This is a genomic window from Streptomyces sp. NPDC001816 (assembly GCF_042892235.1).
Taxonomy (GTDB): domain Bacteria; phylum Actinomycetota; class Actinomycetes; order Streptomycetales; family Streptomycetaceae; genus Streptomyces.
Window position 1 is genome coordinate 561,075 of the sequence record NZ_JBIATY010000005.1, and the last position, 15,716, is coordinate 576,790.

The window sequence follows — 15,716 nt, forward strand, 5'->3', positions numbered from 1 at the left end:
TCAATGCCATCGAGGACTCGCCCACCTCAGGGTGACCACACAGGCGCATCCGAGCCAGGTGCCACAGGCACCGCGCCCCGATCCGGCCGCGCACGTGCGGGTTCATCGCGGGGGCAGGCCATTAGGCTGCGACCTTGCCGCGCGGACACCGACGTCCCGTCGGGTTCGCGGGCGCCGAGCCGCCGTCGACGGAAGCGAGTTGAACCTTGAACTTCCTTACCATCGGTCACCGCGGGGTCATGGGTGTCGAGCCCGAGAACACCCTCCGTTCCTTCGTCGCCGCGCAGCAGGCCGGCCTCGACCTGATCGAACTCGATCTCCATCTGAGCAAGGACGGCGCCCTGGTCGTCATGCACGACGCGGAGGTGGACCGCACGACCGACGGCACCGGCCCGATCGCCGAGAAGACCCTCGCGGAGCTGCGCGCCCTGGACGCGGGCCGCGGGGAGCGGGTGCCGGTCTTCGAGGAGGTGCTGGACGCGGTGAAGACGCCCTTGCAGGCGGAGATCAAGGATGTGGCGGCGGCCAGGGCGCTCGCCGAGGTCATGCACCGGCAGGACCTGGTCTCCCGGGTGGAGGTGTCCTCGTTCCACGACGAGGCGGTCGCCGAGATCACCCGGCTGGTGCCGGGCGTGCGCACCGCGCTGATCGCGAGCCGCTACGGCACCGACGTCGTGGAGCGCGCCACCGAGGTGGGTGCCGCGACCGTCTGTCTCAACATCCGCCGGCTGACCCTGGAGGTCGTCGAACACGCGCGCGCGGCCGACCTGAGGATCATCGGCTGGGTGGTCAACACGCAGGACCACCTGCGGCTCGTCCGCGCACTCCAGCTGGACGGGGCGACGACCGACTACCCGGAGATCAAGCGCACGGGCCGCTTCACGGCCTGACCCGGCGCGCGGTCTCCCGCGACAGGCGTCACGCCAGCGGCTTCACCAGCAGCTCGAACTGCAGGTCGTCGCGCTGCGGGATGCCGAAGCGCTCGTCGCCGTACGGGAAGGGCGTCATCTCTCCCGTACGGCGGTAGCCGCGGCGCTCGTACCAGGCGATCAGGTCGTCACGGACCGAGATCACGGTCATGTGCATCTCGGTCACGCCCCAGGTCCGCTGCGCCAGCTGTTCCGCCTCGGCGATGACGACCTTGCCGAGGCCCGCGCCCTGCAGTGCGGGGCTGACCGCGAACATGCCGAAGTAGGCGTGCCGGCCGCGGTGTTCGAGCTGGCAGCAGGCGACGATCCGGCCGTCCTGCTCGACGGTCATGAGCCGGCTGTCCGGCGACTTGATGACGTCGAGCACGCCCTCCGGGTCGGTCCGCTGCCCCTCCAGGATGTCCGCCTCGGTGGTCCACCCGGCCCGGCTGGAGTCGCCCCGGTACGCCGACTCGATCAGCGCGACCAGCGCGTCGACGTCGGCGTCGGTGGCGTCTCGGAACGTCGGTCCGGTGGCGGTGGTGTCCATGGGGGCGGTCTCCGATCTCGGGCGCGGCTGAGCCAGGAATGAGGGTAACTCTGCCACTAGAGTCCGGGTGCATGGTGCACGTACTGAGCAGCCGGACCCTGCTGCGCCCCAGCGACCCCGAGCGCTCCCGCGCCTTCTACGGCGAGCAGTTGGGCCTCGCCGTCTACCGGGAGTTCGGCACGGGTCCGGAGCGCGGGACCGTCTACTTCCTCGGCGGCGGCTTCCTGGAGGTCTCCGGCCGCTCGCCGGCCCCGCCGTCGCCGGCGGTCCGGCTGTGGCTGCAGGTCGAGGACGTGACCGGCGCGCACGAGGAGTTGTTGGGCAAGGGCGTCGAGATCGTACGGCCGCCGGTGAAGGAGCCGTGGGGCCTGGTCGAGATGTGGATCGCCGACCCGGACGGCACCCCGGTCGTGCTGGTGGAGGTGCCGTCGGATCATCCGCTGCGGTACCGGCCGGGGATCTAGGGGTGTTTTCCGGAGCATGCCGGCGACCTGATCCGGACGCTCCCTAGGCCCTGCTGCCCGCCGTGAGCAGGTGGCCGCTGATGCCGAGCAGCGACGGCTCGGACTCGGTCTGCCGCAGTGCGCGCAGGACCAGGTCGCGGCGGGCGGGGTCGTCGAGCCAGTCGGAGACGTCGCCCATCAGCCAGGCGGCGCCCTCCGGGCCGTACTGACCCTGCGGTGTCAGGCCGGCGTCCGCGAACTCGGCCGGGACGTCGGCGGGATCGTGGAAGTAGGCCGTCGTGAACAGGGACTTCGGCCCGCCGGTCGGTCGCATCCGGCCGTCGCCGACCGCTGCCTCGATCTGCGGGCGGTACTCGGCGTCGAAGTACAGCCCCGTGCTCAGGTTGTCGTGCAGGGCGGCGTACCGGTTGATCGTGGCGGCCACCACGAGGCCTCCGGGCCGCACCACCCGGCGGGCCTCGGCGAGTGCCCGGACCCGGTCCTCCCGCTCGGGCAGGTGGTAGAGGGGGCCGAGGAGCAGCGCCACGTCCACGGACGCGTCCGGCACCGCCAGGGCACGGGCGTCGCCGACGCGCGCGCTCACGCCGGGCAGGCGGGCCGCGTGTTCCACGTGCAGGGGCACCGGGTCCACGAGTTCCACCGCGTAGCCCTCGGCGGCGAGCCACTGCGCGTGGACACCGCTGCCGCCTCCCACGTCCAGGATGCCGGCCGGAGCGGGTGGCAGGAGGCGGCGCAGGACGTCCTGGGTGCGCCACAGCTCCAGGCGTCCGGCGCCCGTACGCAGTCGGCCGTCTTCCTGGTCCCGCTCGTAGTACTCCGCGATCTCCTCGGCCAGCGCGGGAGCCGCGGCTCCCGCTGCGTGATCCGTCTCCATCCCCGCAGCCTCCCGTCTCGTGCCGGGACGGGACAACCGATTTCCGCGTCGGCACCTCGGCGGCCGGCGCCGGGGAAGGGGAAGCGGTCTCCGGATGGCCGGTGCCCGTGCCCGCGGCTAGCGTGCGAAAGGGAGCCCTCCTCGGTCTCTTCTCACACGGCGGGCCGGGGCGACCGGAAGGAGCTGTCATGAAGTTCGACAAGCCGGTGATCGGCGGCCCCTGCTGGACCGAGTTGGGGACCAGTGACCTGGAGAGGGCCAAGGGGTTCTACACGGAGCTGTTCGGCTGGCGGCCGGAGACGGATCCGCGGCAGGAGGCGGGCGGGTACACCGTGGCGCACGTGGGAGACGCCGCGGTCGCCGCACTCACTCCGCTGTATCAGGAGTCCCAACCGGTCGCCTGGAACGTGTCGTTCGCGGTCACGGACGCCGACGACGCGGCACGGCGCGTGGAGGAGGCCGGCGGGACAGTGATCCTCGGCCCGATGGACGTCTTCGACGTGGGCCGGTTCGCGGTGGCCCTCGACCCGACGGGCGCGGCGTTCCAACTCTGGCAGGCGCGGGCCTTCCCGGGCGCCGGTCTGTTCAACTCGCCCGGCACGCTCGGCTGGGTGGAACTGGCGACCCGGGACACCGACCGGGCCCGGGACTTCTACACCACGGTGTTCGGCTGGAGCGTCAACGCCTCGGAGTGGTACACGCAGTGGGGCATCGACGGGGAGGACTTCGGCGGGATGGCCGACATGGGCGACCGGTTCCCGCCCGACGTGCCGCCGCACTGGCTGCCGTACTTCGCGGTGGACGACGTGGACGCGACGGCCCAGATCGCCCAGCAGGCGGACGGCACCGTCGTCATGCCACCCACATCGGTCCCCGACGGCCCCCGCATCGCGGTGCTGCGGGACCCGCAGGGAGCGGCGTTCGGCGTGTACAAGGCAGGCGAGGAGGGCTGAGCGGCGGCTCGGCGTCGAAGCGCACGTGCCGGCCGGGGGCTGTACGCGTCGAAGGCCGGCACTGCGTGGCACTTTCGCTCACGCCCGCACCGGACCCAGCCGCCCCTCCAGACCGCTGAGCAGGTCGGCGAGGAGTGCGGCCAGGTCGCCCTGGCCCTCGGGGGCGAGGACGGACAGTACGGCGGTCTCGTAGGAGAGTTGTTCGGGGAGGATGCCGTCGACCAGGTCGCGGCCGGTGTCGGTGAGGCGGAGGTGGGCGACCCGGCGGTCGCGGGTGTCGCCGCGCCGCTCGACCAGACCGCGTTCGGTCAGGTGCTTGAGCCGCTTGGTGACGGCGGCCCCGGAGGAAAAGGTCTCCCGGGCAAGGTCTCCCGGGGTCAGCTCGTGACCGGTGCGGCGCAGCGCGCCGAGCAGGTCGAACTCCGGGCGGCTGAGCCCGGCGCGGCGCAACGGGGCGTCCTCGGCCTGCTGGAGGAGGGCGGCACAGCGGTTGATGCGGCCGATGACCTCCATGGGCCCGGTGTCCAGCCCGGGGTGCACGGCCTGCCACTGCCGGACGACCGCAGCGACGGTGTCCCGCTGCGCCGGGCCGGGTCCGGCGCCGCTCTCGTTCCCCTGCTGCCCGTCGGCCCGGGAGTCCGCGGTCGTCGGCCTCCCCTCGACCGTGCCGCCCCCGGCCCCCGCCTGTCCTCTGCCCGCTGCGTCCCCGGCCGGCGGTCGTCCGTTCGTCGGCGTCATGGCCGTACGTCCTCCGTTGTCCTGCCCGTGTCGTGGTCCAGGGGTGCGAGCCCCCGGTGTCGTGCCGTCGCGGCGAGCGTACGGTGTCCGGACTGTTCGGCGAGCACGACCCGCTCCGTGGGCAGGGCGCGCTGCCACCACTCACCGGAGGCGGCGTCGGCCGTGGCGCGCAGGTCGACCAGCGCGGCGGCGAGGGTGCGGCCCGCGGTCTTCAGGGCGCGGGATTCCGGGTGCGGCTCGGCGAGCAGGCGGGTGGCGCGTTCGCGGGCGCCTTCGACCGTGGTCAGGGCGTGCTCGATGCGGTCGCCGGCGCGCCGGTTGGTGACGGCCACGGCCGCGACGAAGCCGACCAGGGCGCCGACGAGGGTGTCCGCGATCCGCTCGGTCATGAGCCGTCCGGGGTCCTGGCTGCGGGCGAACTCGGTGATGAGCAGGGCCATCGGAGTGACGCACACGCTGCCGAGCCAGTAGTTGCGGCTGATCAGCGCCTCGGCGCCGAAGTTGAAGGCGAGGCAGAGCAGCACCAGGGCCGCCGGGTGCAGCTGGGCGAGCGGAGTGACCACGGCGAAGACGAGCACGCCGACGAGGTTGCCGACGACGCGCTGGATGCCCCGGCTCCAGGTGAGCGTGACGTTGGCCTGATAGAGGGAGGCCGCGGTGACCAGCGCCCAGTAGGGGCGACCGACACCGAGAGCGAGGGAGGCGTATCCGGCGAGGGCGCAGCCGATCGCGGTGCGGACGGCGATGGGCGCGAGCGGGGCGAGCCGGTGCCGCAACGGGCTGCGCGGGAAGGCGAGTTCGGTGTCCACACCGAACAGGTCGCCGGTCGGGTCGTGGGGGAACTCGATCCCGCAGACCGGGCCGGTTCCGCGCAGGTCCCGGGCCCAGGCACGCAGCCGTTCGGGGTCGGTGTCGGCGGGGGCGGCCAGGGCGACCTCGGCGCGGATCAGGAGCCGCTCGAGGGTGCGCCGGGTGCGGTCGGGGCGGGTGCCCGCGGCGAGCAGGGACTGCCAGGCCGCGTGGATGGCGGCGGCGCTCGCGGCGCGGGCCCGGGCGTGACCCTCGGCCGTACCGCGCGTGGCGGCGTACGCGGCGGCCGCGTCCAGGGCCTGGGCGGTGGCGCGCCGCTCGGGGCCGTGCGGGCGCAGCAGCCCGGGTGCCATGCCGACCAGCCAGGCCCAGGCGCCGGCGGCGAGCGCCAGCCCGGCATGGCCGGGGACCTGGCCGAGGCTCTGCGGCGCGAACAGGGAGGCGGAGGTGATGAAGGTGAGAACCACGTTGCCGGGCGGACCGATACGGGTGCCGTCGCACACCGCCTTCTGCACGGCCGCCATGAGGGCGCCGACGGTGACCAGCACGACGGCGTCGGTGGTGAGCGACGCCGCGAGCAGGGCGACGGCGAGGCCGCCGACCATGCCGAGCACCACCCAGGCCAGGGCCCGGGCCCGGACGGCGTAGGGCCGGTTGTGGCCGTAGAGCGCGCACAGGGAGCCCGCCATCGTGTACATGGCGAGGTCGAGGCGGCCGAGCGCCAGCAGGGTCAGGTTGGGCGGGGCGAGTGCGGCGACCGCGCTCAGCGCGGGCTTGAACCAGATGTCGGAGGGCCGCCCCAGGCGGAGCACGCCGGCGAGGGGAAGACGGTGGCGGGTCGCACTGCTCATACCATCAATTTAGCATGTGTTTTACAAGTAAAAGATATACCCCGGCGGCATCGATGACCTCCTACCTCACCTGCTGTGCTCCGGCGAATGCTCCCCGTGTACACCCTTGCGCTCGTATACGCCCCGCGTGCCGTGGGCATCGCATTCCTCGACGGACCGTCGAGCGTGGAGGTGGGCGCGTGCACGGACCGGTGTCGGCCGCCTGGCTGCTGGTCGCGCTGTGCGCGGCGACCGGGGCGTACTGCCTGCTGCGGATGCGCAGTGGTGTCGAGGAGCAGCGGCGCTCCGCGGGCGGCGAGGCGCTCATGGGGTTCGGCATGGCCGCGATGGCCGTGCCCGCCGCGGTGTTCACCCCGCCGGGCTGGGCGTGGCCGCTGTACGCGGCCGTGTTCGGAGCGGCGGCGCTGCGCGCCCTGTGGGCCGCGCGCAGCGGCCCACACCATCTGCACCATGTGGTGGGGACGGCGGCGATGGTCTACATGTCCCTCGTCATGGCGGCCTCCCCCGCCTCATCCGCTGCCCACCACCATCCGCACATCGGCGCCGGGGTGCCCCTGGTGACGGGTGCGCTCCTGCTCTACTTCACCGGCTATGTGCTGCGCTCCGGCGCCCGCCTGGTGCCCGCCACCGCCACGGCGGGCGGGACGAGGGCCGTGCGCTGGGGCGACCGCCCGGAGCTGGCGCGGGCGTGCCGGCTGTCGATGGGGATCGGGATGGTCGCGATGCTGCTGACGATGTGAACCGCCGTTCCTCTGTGGAGGAAACGCAAACGTTGCCTGCGTCACTTCGGCGCAAGGGACCGTACCCGTGAGCGGCTCCGCGCTCATAGGGTGCTGCCCATGATGGTCCCCGTGGCACTGCTGCTGCTCGGCGCCGTGACCGCCGTCGTCGCCCCGCGCCTGCTCGCCCGGGCCGACTGGCGGGACCGTGAGCCGGTGGTCGCCCTGTGGGTGTGGCAGTGCGTGGTGGCGGCCGTACTGCTGTGCTGTGCGCTGTCGATGACGCTCAGCGCGGCGGCGGCCTGGGAGGCGGTGCGGGGGCATGTCTTCGGTACGGCCCCGCGCGCGGTGGTGGACGCGTACGCACTCGGTACCGCCGGACCGTGGGCGGCGGCCGTCGCGGTGACGCTCGCCTGCGGTGGACTGTGGAGCCTGGCCATGCTGGTGCGCGAGGTCGTACGGGCCCGGGCGCGACGGCACCTGCGGCGGGCCGAACTCCTCGTGCGTGCCCCGCTGTTGCCGGGCGAGGAGGCGACGAACGAGCGGCTGGTGGTGCTGGAGGGCGAGCGTCCCGACGCATGGTGGCTGCCGGGTACGGCGCCCCGACTCGTGGTCACGACGGCCGCCCTGCGCCGACTGAAAGGGCGTCAACTCGACGCCCTGCTCGCCCATGAGCAGGGCCATGACCGGGCCCGGCACGACTGGCTGCTGCACTGCTCGGCCGCGCTGGCGGGCGGCTTCCCGCAGGTACCGGTGTTCGCCGCCTTCCGCGACGAGATGCACCGGCTGGTCGAACTGGCCGCCGACGACACGGCCTCCCGGCGCTTCGGCCGGCTGACGACCGCGCTGGCGCTGGTCGAACTCAACGAGGACCGGGGCGTGTTCGGACCCTCCCCCACCCCGCACGCCCACGTCCCGCAGCGCGTGCACCGCCTCCTCACTCCCCCGGACCGCCTCCCGGCCCTGCACCGCCTGCGCCTGACGGCGGTGGCCGCGCTGGTACCGGCGATCCCGGTCGTGGTGGCGCTGGTGCCGGGGCTTCGGGCCTTGGGGTAGCCGGGCGGACACGGCGTATGGGGCCGGCCTGCTGCTGTGGATCCCGGTGAACAAGGCGATGTTCACCGGCTCGCTCCAGCACACCGAGGCCGACCTCGACCACTACGCCGCCGCCGGCGTCCGTGCTTTCCTTGCCGCCTACCGCTGATCATCAGGAGGAAGCACCTGCCTCGACCTGAAGGGGACCGCAGGCAGGGTCCGGGCGATCATCGCGCGGGTAGAGTCCGGCGCATGACTGCCGTGCTCTTCGATTTCTCTGGAACCCTGTTCCGCTGCGAGTCCACCGAGTCCTGGCTGCGGGCCGTGCTGGAGGAGACCGGCCTGACGCTGTCCGAGCCCGAACTCACCGACACCGCCAAGGCGTTGGAGGCGGCCGGTGCGCTGCCGGGCGGGGCGGAACCCGTCGAGGTGCCGGCGGACCTCGCCGGTCTGTGGGCGGTACGGGACGAGAGCGCCGAGCTGCACCGGGCCGCCTTCACCGGACTGTCGCGGCGCGTGCCGCTGCCCGCCCCGGGCCTGCACGACGCGCTGTACGAGCGGCACATGTCCCCCGCCGCCTGGTCGCCGTACCCGGACACCGCCGAGGTGCTGCGCACGCTGCGCGAGCGCGGGATCGGTGTCGGCGTGGTCAGCAACATCGGCTGGGATCTGCGCCCGGTCTTCCGCGAGCATGGTCTCGACGCGTACGTGGACGCCTACGCGCTGTCGTACGAACACGGCGTGCAGAAGCCGGACCCGCGGCTCTTCTCGGCCGCCTGCGCGGCACTGGACGTCGATCCGCGGCGGGTGCTGATGGTCGGCGACAGCAGGGTGTTGGACGGCGGCGCCGCCGCACTGGGCTGCCGTGTGCACTTCGTGGACCATCTGCCGGTGACGCAGCGGCCCGACGCACTGCTTCCGGTGCTGGATCTGGTGGGCTGACCCGGACCCGCTCGGCCTCTCGGGCGGACACCCGCCGTCCGTCTGAGACGATCCCCCGCGTCGCCCCAGACGGACGGCAGCCCTGAGCAGGCTCCGCACACAGCGGTGCCACTGCGTTGAGTATAGTTGGCTGGCAGCCAGTCAACGCAGGAGTTACAGGATGTCCCCGCGCAGCGCCTCGGTCAATGAAGAGTTGCGCCGCCGTTCCAGGGAGCGGCTGCTGCAGGCCGCTGTCGAGCTGGTCGACGAGCACGGGTTCGAGGCCACCACGCTGGCCGACATCGCGGACCGGGCGGGCTCGGCGCGCGGACTGGTGTCGTACTACTTCCCCGGCAAGCGCCAGTTGGTGCAGTCCGCCGTGCACCGACTGATGCACCGCACGCTGGAGGAGGCGCTGGAGCGGGAGCCGTGCACCGACGACGGCCGGGAGCGGCTGGCCCGGGCCATCGACGCGATCCTGGGCCTCGCCCGCGACCGGCCGGTGCTCATGCGGCAGCACATGGCGGGGCTGCTCCAGGCCGAGGGCTTCGTGCAGTGCCCGGAGCAGCGGCGCCTGTCGGAGCTGCTGAGCGACACGGTCGCCCGGTACGGCTCCCAGGACGTGACGGCCGACTATCCCCTGCTGCGGGCCCTGCTGATGGGGGCGGTGTACGCGGCACTGGTCCCAGGGGTGCCGATGCCCGTGCCGGCGCTGCGGGCCGAGCTGTTCCAGCGGTACGGGCTCGACTGGGAGCTGGGCGTGCCGCCGGGGAGCGACCAGGACGCCGGGGCGGGGCCTGCGCAGGATCTGTCGCGGTTCTTCGCGACCGAGGAGCGGGCCGAGTAGCGGATCCCCCGCCCTCGGCCCTGCTGACATTCAACTGCCCTTTTCAGTGCCTTGCGTGACGAGGCGCCGGGAATCCGGCGTCCCGCGCCTGGGCAATCAACCGGCACCCCTCGATGCACACGGAACGTGACCGCATCATCACACTTCATGAGAAAGGGTCCCGCGTCGGGTCACCCTGCCGGCCCCTGCCGTTGCGCGCCCGGCGGTGCCATGCTGGAGCCGTCCGCACACCCTTCTCCTTCGGGCAAGGAGTACTGCCGTGCTGCGTGTCGCCGTCGTCGGATCCGGGCCGAGCGGGTGCTACACCGCCCAGACCCTGGTCCAGCTGGATCCCGAGGTGCGCGTGGACGTACTGGACCGGCTGCCGTGCCCCTACGGGCTGGTGCGTTACGGCGTCGCCCCGGACCACGAGAAGATCAAGTCTCTGCAGGGCAACCTGCGCACGGTGCTGGAGCACGACCGGGTGCGCTTCCTCGGCGGGGTCCTGGTGGGCGGACCCGGCGGGCTGTCCGTGGCGCGGCTGCGGACGCTGTACCACGCGGTCGTGTACTGCGTGGGCGCCGCCACCGACCGCCACCTCGGCATCCCCGGCGAGGAATTGCCGGGCAGCTGGTCGGCGACCGAGTTCGTGTCCTGGTACAGCGCGCACCCGGACGCGACCGACGCGGGGTTCGTGCGCGGGGTCCGGTCCGCGGTGGTCATCGGCGTGGGCAACGTGGCCGTGGACGTCACGCGGATGCTGGTGCGGGGCGCCGGTGAGTTGCGGCCGACGGACATGCCGCAGGCGGCGCTGGACACGCTGACGGCGAGCGGGGTCGCCGAGGTCCACATGGTCGGCCGGCGCGGCCCCTCACAGGCCCGCTTCACCACCAAGGAGCTGCGCGAGCTGGGCGCGCTGCCGGACACCGAAGTGATCCTGGATCCGGCCGAGTTGGAGATGGACGCCGGATACGTCGACTCCGCCGCGCTGCCCGCCGTGCAGCGTCGCAACGTGGAGGCGCTGCGCGGCTGGGCGGCGGCGCCTGCCCGGCATGCGGCCCGCCGGATAAGGATGCGGTTCTTCCTGCGGCCCGTGGAACTGCTCGCGGACGGCGGCCGGGTGGGTGCCGTGCGCTTCGAGCGGACGGCGCCGGACGGGCACGGCGGCATCACGGGCACGGGGCGGTACGAGGACGTGACGGCCCAGTTGGTGTTGCGCTCGGTCGGCTATCGCGGAGTGCCGCTGGAGGGGCTGCCGTTCGATGCGGCGAGCGGCACCGTGCCGCAGGCGGAGGGCCGTGTCCTGCGCGACGGCGTCGTTTCCCCCGGCGAGTACGTCGCCGGCTGGATCAAGCGCGGGCCCACCGGTGTCATCGGCACCAACCGGCCGTGCGCCAAGGAGACCGCTACCTCCCTGCTCGCGGACGCGCCCGCGCTGGTCCGCCGGGAGGTGCCAAGGGACCCGCTCGAAGCGCTGCGGGCGGCGGGTGTCGAGCCGGTGCAGTGGGCGGGGTGGCAGGCGATCGAGCGCGCCGAGGCCGCACTGGGCGCGCGGCTCGGCCGGGGTGTGGTCAAGCTGGCCGACTGGGACGCGCTGCTGGGGGCCGCGCGGTCGGAGTAGGGCGCCTGTCGGAGTCGGCGGCTCCCGGGTGGGCATGACACACACCGGCAACGCGATCGCAATCAACAAACTGTTCAAGGACCTTACGGTCTCGTGCTGTTCGGATGTCACTCCCCGCCCGCCGCTCTGGAGTCCCCATGGCCACGACCGCAGATGTGCACCCCGTCGACGAGATACCACCGGTACGCCGGCTCGCGGCCTTCGGACTGCAGCATGTGCTCGCGATGTACGCGGGCGCCGTCGCGGTGCCGCTGATCGTGGGCGGCGCGATGCAACTGTCACCCGCCGACCTGGCGTATCTGATCACCGCCGATCTGCTGGTGTGCGGCGTCGCCACACTGATCCAGTGCGTCGGGTTCTGGCGGTTCGGGGTCCGGCTGCCGATCATGCAGGGCTGCACGTTCGCGGCCGTGTCGCCGATGGTGCTCATCGGGACGACGGGCGGCGGACTGCCCGCGATCTACGGCTCGGTGATCGTCGCGGGGCTCGCGATCGTGCTGCTCGCGCCGGTCTTCGGCCGGCTGCTGCGCTTCTTCCCGCCGCTGGTCACCGGCACGGTGATCCTGATCATCGGGGTCTCGCTGCTGCCGGTCGCGGGCAACTGGGCCGCCGGCGGTGTCGGTGCGAAGGACTTCGGGGAGCCGAAGAACCTGGCACTGGCGGCCTTCGTGCTGGCGGTCGTGCTCGGCGTGCAGCGGTTCGCCCCGGTCTCCCTCAGCCGGATCGCCGTGCTGATCGGCATCGCGGTGGGCCTGGCGGTCGCCGTGCCGTTCGGGTTCACCGACTTCGGCGGGGTCGGGGACGCGGACTGGGTCGGGATCAGCACGCCGTTCCACTTCGGGGCGCCGGCGTTCAGGGCGTCCGCGATCGTGTCCATGCTGGTGGTGGCCCTGGTGACGATGACGGAGACGACCGGTGACCTGATCGCGGTCGGCGAGATGACCGGCCGCCGGGTCGAGCCGCGCTCGCTGGCGGACGGCCTGCGCGCGGACGGCCTGTCGACCGTCCTCGGCGGGGTGTTCAACACCTTCCCGTACACGGCGTACGCCCAGAACGTGGGCCTGGTCGGGATGACCCGGGTGCGCAGCCGCTGGGTGGTCGCGGCGGCCGGCGGCATCCTCGTCCTGCTCGGTCTGCTGCCCAAGCTGGGCGCGGTGGTCGCGGCGATCCCCGCGCCGGTGCTCGGCGGGGCCGGTCTGGTGATGTTCGGGACGGTCGCGGCGAGCGGGCTCAGGACACTGGCCCGCGTCGACTTCAAGGCCAACAACAACCTGACGGTGGTCGCCGTTTCGGTGGCGGTCGGTATGCTGCCGGTGGGCGTGCCCACGGTGTACGCGAAGTTTCCGGACTGGTTCCAGACGGTGATGAACAGCGGTATCAGCGCGGGCTGCCTGACGGCGATCGTCCTGAACCTGCTGTTCAACCACCTTCCTGTGAAGGCGGGTTCGGCCAGAGCGGAGAAGGTCGGTGCCGTGGTCGGCGACGAGAACGCCGCCTGACAATCGCCGACTTGACGTCTCCTCAGTAGGCCGAGGGCTACACTCGCCCTGCACGGTCGGCTTCGCCGGCCGCGACGCACCGGCGGCCAGAACGAGGACCAGGACCCGCTCCTCGCACTCGCCCCGGCGCGGTCCTGAAGAACATCACCGTCGTCGGCGACTCCAGCAAGAAGATCGTCCCGTGCCAGAAGTACATCGGGAACAACACCGGCAAGGAGCCGACCACCAACGGCTCGGGTCCTGACGGGACTTACTGCAAGTACGCGTCGTCGGACATCACCTACAAGTAGGCCCTCACGCCTTCCGTGCGCGATCGTCAGCGTGCCCCGGCCGGCCCTCTCCGTGCCCTCCAGGTGTCCCGCGCAGCCCCACCGACGCGGCCAGTTCCTCCTCGTAACCCGCGTAGGCCGTGCGCAGGGCCTCCCCCGGCCAGTCCGGCGGCAGGAGTGCGGGCGGGAGGACGGGGTCGGTGAGCAGGTGGCGTACGGCCGCGGCGAAGGCGGTGAGGCGGTCGGCCGGGTGGTGGGCGCCGGTCGCGTGGGCGAGCAGGGTGCGCGCCGTGGTGGCCCAGGCGTCCAGCGGCCACAGGCGGGCGACCAGGTCGTGCGGGGAGCCGTCGGGGTGTGCGGTGTAGGACGCGGCCACGCGCGCGAGGTCGTCGGGCAGGGGCCGGGCGAGATTGGCCGGGCGCAGCCACACGCCCTCGCGGAGTTCGGCCAGGCGCAGGGCGGCCAGCCGGGCGCGCAGGTCGGCGCGCTCGGCGGGGCCGCGGCCGGTGGCCGTGATCACCACCATCTCCCAGTCGCCGTCCCACGCGCGCGTGCGGGGATGCAGCGCCTCGTCCTGGCGACGCTGGCGGGCCAGCAGCCGGTCGCTGAGCCCGTACACGCCGTCCGTGCGGCGCAGGTCCCCGGCGGCCACCATCCGGCTCAGCGCGGCCCGCAGCGTCGAGCCGCCGACGCCGAAGGGCTCCACCAGCCGGACCAGATCCTTCACCGGCAGCTCGGGGGGATGCGCGCCCAGCAGCAGGCTCAGCACCACCGACCGCGCGGACAGCGGCCGCAGACCGGCGGCCTCACCCGCCTCCGCCGACACGTTCATGCGCATGGGCACGTACTGTACGTGCGCCTCCTTGTTGCATCATTGCTACAGCCGCAGGAAGAGTGCAACATGGCCCTATGGACTCGACACCCGTGCAGTCGCCGCCGCAGCAGTACGCCACCCACGACGTCACCAACCAGGCCCCGCCCCTGGCCCCCTACGACGCCTCCGACGACCGGGCCCTGCTGGAGGGGCTGCGCCGGGAGGGTGCCGAGTGGGCCGAGGACGGCATCCGGCGCCTGGGGCTGCAGGCCGGCGGCGAGGAGGCCCAGGAGTGGGGTGAGCTGGCGAACCGGCACGAGCCGGAGCTGCGCACCCACGACCGCTACGGCCACCGGATCGACGAGGTCGAGTTCCACCCCAGCTGGCACCACCTGATGCGGACCGCGGTCGCCGAGGGCCTGGCCGGTGCGCCGTGGGCGGACGACCGGCCCGGCGCCCATGTGGCCCGCACGGCGGGCGGACTGGTGTGGGGGCACACGGAGGCCGGGCACGGCTGTCCGACGTCGATGACGTACGCCGCCGTCCCCGCGCTGCGCGCCCAGCCGGAGCTGGCCAAGGTCTACGAACCGCTGCTCACCAGCCGCGCGTACGACCCGGAGCTGCGCGTCCCCACCGAGAAGCCCGGACTGCTCGCCGGGATGGGCATGACCGAGAAGCAGGGCGGCTCGGACGTCCGCACGAACACCACCACGGCCACGCCCACCGGTGAGCCGGGCGTGTACACCCTGCGGGGCCACAAGTGGTTCACGTCGGCGCCGATGTGCGACGTGTTCCTGGTGCTGGCGCAGGCTCCGGGCGGCCTGTCCTGCTTCCTGGTGCCCCGGATCCTGCCGGACGGCAGCCGCAACACCTTCCGCATCCAGCGGCTGAAGGACAAGCTCGGCAACCGGTCCAACGCCTCCTCCGAGCCGGAGTTCGAGCGGACGGTGGCCTGGCTGGTCGGGCCCGAGGGGCGGGGTGTGAAGACCATCATCGAGATGGTCAACTGCACCCGCCTGGACTGCGTGATGTCCTCGGCGACCCTGATGCGCAAGTCGCTCGTCGAGGCGGGTCACCACGCGCGCCACCGCAGCGCGTTCGGCGCCCGGCTGTCTGACCAGCCGCTGATGCGCAACGTCCTGGCCGACCTGGCGCTGGAGTCGGAGGCGGCGACGACGCTCACCCTGCGGCTCGCCGGTGCGGCGGACCGGGCGGTGCGCGGGGACGCCGGCGAGCGCGCCTTCCGCCGGATCGCCACCGCCGTCGGCAAGTACTGGGTCACCAAGCGGGGCCCGGCGTTCACCGCGGAGGCCCTGGAGTGCCTGGGCGGCAACGGGTACGTCGAGGAGTCCGGCATGCCCCGCCACTACCGGGAGGCTCCCCTGCTGTCGATCTGGGAGGGCTCGGGGAACGTCAACGCGCTCGACGTGCTGCGCGCCCTGGGTCGGGAACAGGACACGGCCGAGGCCCTGTTCGCCGAACTCACCCTCGCGCGCGGGGCGGACGCCCGGCTGGATGCGGCCGTGGCCGGGCTCAAGGAGCAGTTGGCCGAAACCGACCAGGTGGGCGCGCGCCGGCTGGTCGAGCGGATGGCCCTGGCCCTTCAGGCATCCCTGCTGGTCCGGCACGCCCCGCACGCGGTCGCGGACGCCTTCTGCGCGAGCCGGCTGGGCGGCGACTGGGGGCACGCGTTCGGCACGCTGCCCGCCGGCACCGACTTGGACGCGATCCTGGAGCGGGCCCTTCCCGGCCGCGACTGATCCGGGCCCGGGGGACCGGGGCGGATCCCGCCCCGTGGCCGGTGACAGCCGACGGATCGCACACAGTCAGCGCGTGACTTCGCTTCGTTGTCAGTGCCGTGGTG

At 73.0% G+C, this 15,716-nt stretch carries 15 protein-coding genes and 1 pseudogene; 11 read left to right on the forward strand and 5 right to left on the reverse strand.

Annotation, left to right across the window (positions count from 1 at the left end; all coding sequences use genetic code 11):
* The first annotated feature begins 206 nt into the window (after positions 1–206).
* The gene (locus ACFYZZ_RS21295; RefSeq protein WP_389178050.1) at positions 207–890 is read left to right on the forward strand and encodes a glycerophosphodiester phosphodiesterase; all 684 of its coding nucleotides are present in this window, start codon (positions 207–209) and stop codon (positions 888–890) included.
* Positions 891–918: 28 nt separating this feature from the next.
* On the opposite strand, the gene ACFYZZ_RS21300 is transcribed toward ACFYZZ_RS21295, so the two are convergent.
* Positions 919–1,458, reverse strand: coding sequence for a GNAT family N-acetyltransferase (locus ACFYZZ_RS21300; protein WP_389178053.1), 540 nt, complete (start codon positions 1,456–1,458; stop codon positions 919–921).
* A 71-nt stretch (positions 1,459–1,529) separates the two neighbouring features.
* Between ACFYZZ_RS21300 and ACFYZZ_RS21305 the strand changes: the two genes are divergently transcribed.
* Entirely contained in the window at positions 1,530–1,922 is a 393-nt protein-coding gene (locus tag ACFYZZ_RS21305) for a VOC family protein (RefSeq protein WP_389178055.1), read from the forward strand.
* Between the two features lie 43 nt (positions 1,923–1,965).
* Here ACFYZZ_RS21305 and ACFYZZ_RS21310 read toward each other — a convergent pair whose 3' ends face one another.
* Positions 1,966–2,796: a class I SAM-dependent methyltransferase gene (locus ACFYZZ_RS21310; RefSeq protein ID WP_389178058.1), complete on the reverse strand. Its 831-nt coding sequence runs from the start codon at positions 2,794–2,796 to the stop codon at positions 1,966–1,968.
* A 188-nt stretch (positions 2,797–2,984) separates the two neighbouring features.
* Here ACFYZZ_RS21310 and ACFYZZ_RS21315 point away from each other — a divergent pair, with 188 nt between their 5' ends.
* The gene (locus tag ACFYZZ_RS21315) at positions 2,985–3,749 is read left to right on the forward strand and encodes a VOC family protein (RefSeq protein WP_389178061.1); all 765 of its coding nucleotides are present in this window, start codon (positions 2,985–2,987) and stop codon (positions 3,747–3,749) included.
* 78 nt (positions 3,750–3,827) lie between these two features.
* On the opposite strand, the gene ACFYZZ_RS21320 is transcribed toward ACFYZZ_RS21315, so the two are convergent.
* Complete coding sequence (locus tag ACFYZZ_RS21320) at positions 3,828–4,487, reverse strand: MarR family winged helix-turn-helix transcriptional regulator (protein WP_389178064.1); 660 nt, start codon at positions 4,485–4,487, stop codon at positions 3,828–3,830.
* Positions 4,484–6,148 carry an FUSC family protein gene (locus ACFYZZ_RS21325; protein ID WP_389178067.1) on the reverse strand — a complete coding sequence of 555 codons (1,665 nt, stop codon included), beginning with the start codon at positions 6,146–6,148 and terminating at the stop codon, positions 4,484–4,486. The genes ACFYZZ_RS21320 and ACFYZZ_RS21325 overlap by 4 nt, the downstream gene beginning before the upstream one ends.
* A gap of 179 nt (positions 6,149–6,327) precedes the next feature.
* Between ACFYZZ_RS21325 and ACFYZZ_RS21330 the strand changes: the two genes are divergently transcribed.
* From ACFYZZ_RS21330 to ACFYZZ_RS21360, 7 genes and pseudogenes are all read left to right on the forward strand, one after another.
* Entirely contained in the window at positions 6,328–6,888 is a 561-nt protein-coding gene (locus ACFYZZ_RS21330; protein ID WP_389178070.1) for a DUF5134 domain-containing protein, read from the forward strand.
* 99 nt (positions 6,889–6,987) lie between these two features.
* On the forward strand, positions 6,988–7,923 hold the full coding sequence (locus ACFYZZ_RS21335) for a M56 family metallopeptidase (RefSeq protein ID WP_389178073.1): 936 nt from the start codon (positions 6,988–6,990) through the stop codon (positions 7,921–7,923).
* Positions 7,924–8,154: 231 nt separating this feature from the next.
* Complete coding sequence (locus ACFYZZ_RS21340) at positions 8,155–8,844, forward strand: HAD family hydrolase (RefSeq protein ID WP_389178075.1); 690 nt, start codon at positions 8,155–8,157, stop codon at positions 8,842–8,844.
* 160 nt (positions 8,845–9,004) lie between these two features.
* Positions 9,005–9,670, forward strand: coding sequence for a TetR/AcrR family transcriptional regulator (locus tag ACFYZZ_RS21345; RefSeq protein WP_389178078.1), 666 nt, complete (start codon positions 9,005–9,007; stop codon positions 9,668–9,670).
* Positions 9,671–9,929: 259 nt separating this feature from the next.
* Positions 9,930–11,270, forward strand: a complete 1,341-nt coding sequence (locus tag ACFYZZ_RS21350; protein ID WP_389178081.1) for an FAD-dependent oxidoreductase — start codon at positions 9,930–9,932, stop codon at positions 11,268–11,270.
* Positions 11,271–11,407: 137 nt separating this feature from the next.
* Entirely contained in the window at positions 11,408–12,769 is a 1,362-nt protein-coding gene (locus ACFYZZ_RS21355; RefSeq protein WP_389178083.1) for a nucleobase:cation symporter-2 family protein, read from the forward strand.
* A gap of 128 nt (positions 12,770–12,897) precedes the next feature.
* A pseudogene (locus ACFYZZ_RS21360) lies at positions 12,898–13,059 on the forward strand (pectate lyase); the annotation flags it as partial.
* A gap of 4 nt (positions 13,060–13,063) precedes the next feature.
* Here ACFYZZ_RS21360 and ACFYZZ_RS21365 read toward each other — a convergent pair.
* A complete protein-coding gene (locus ACFYZZ_RS21365) occupies positions 13,064–13,876 on the reverse strand; it encodes a PaaX family transcriptional regulator C-terminal domain-containing protein (protein WP_389178086.1) in 813 nt (270 codons plus the stop codon).
* Positions 13,877–13,947: 71 nt separating this feature from the next.
* Here ACFYZZ_RS21365 and ACFYZZ_RS21370 point away from each other — a divergent pair, with 71 nt between their 5' ends.
* Entirely contained in the window at positions 13,948–15,612 is a 1,665-nt protein-coding gene (locus ACFYZZ_RS21370) for an acyl-CoA dehydrogenase family protein (RefSeq protein ID WP_389178089.1), read from the forward strand.
* The last annotated feature ends 104 nt before the right edge of the window (positions 15,613–15,716 follow it).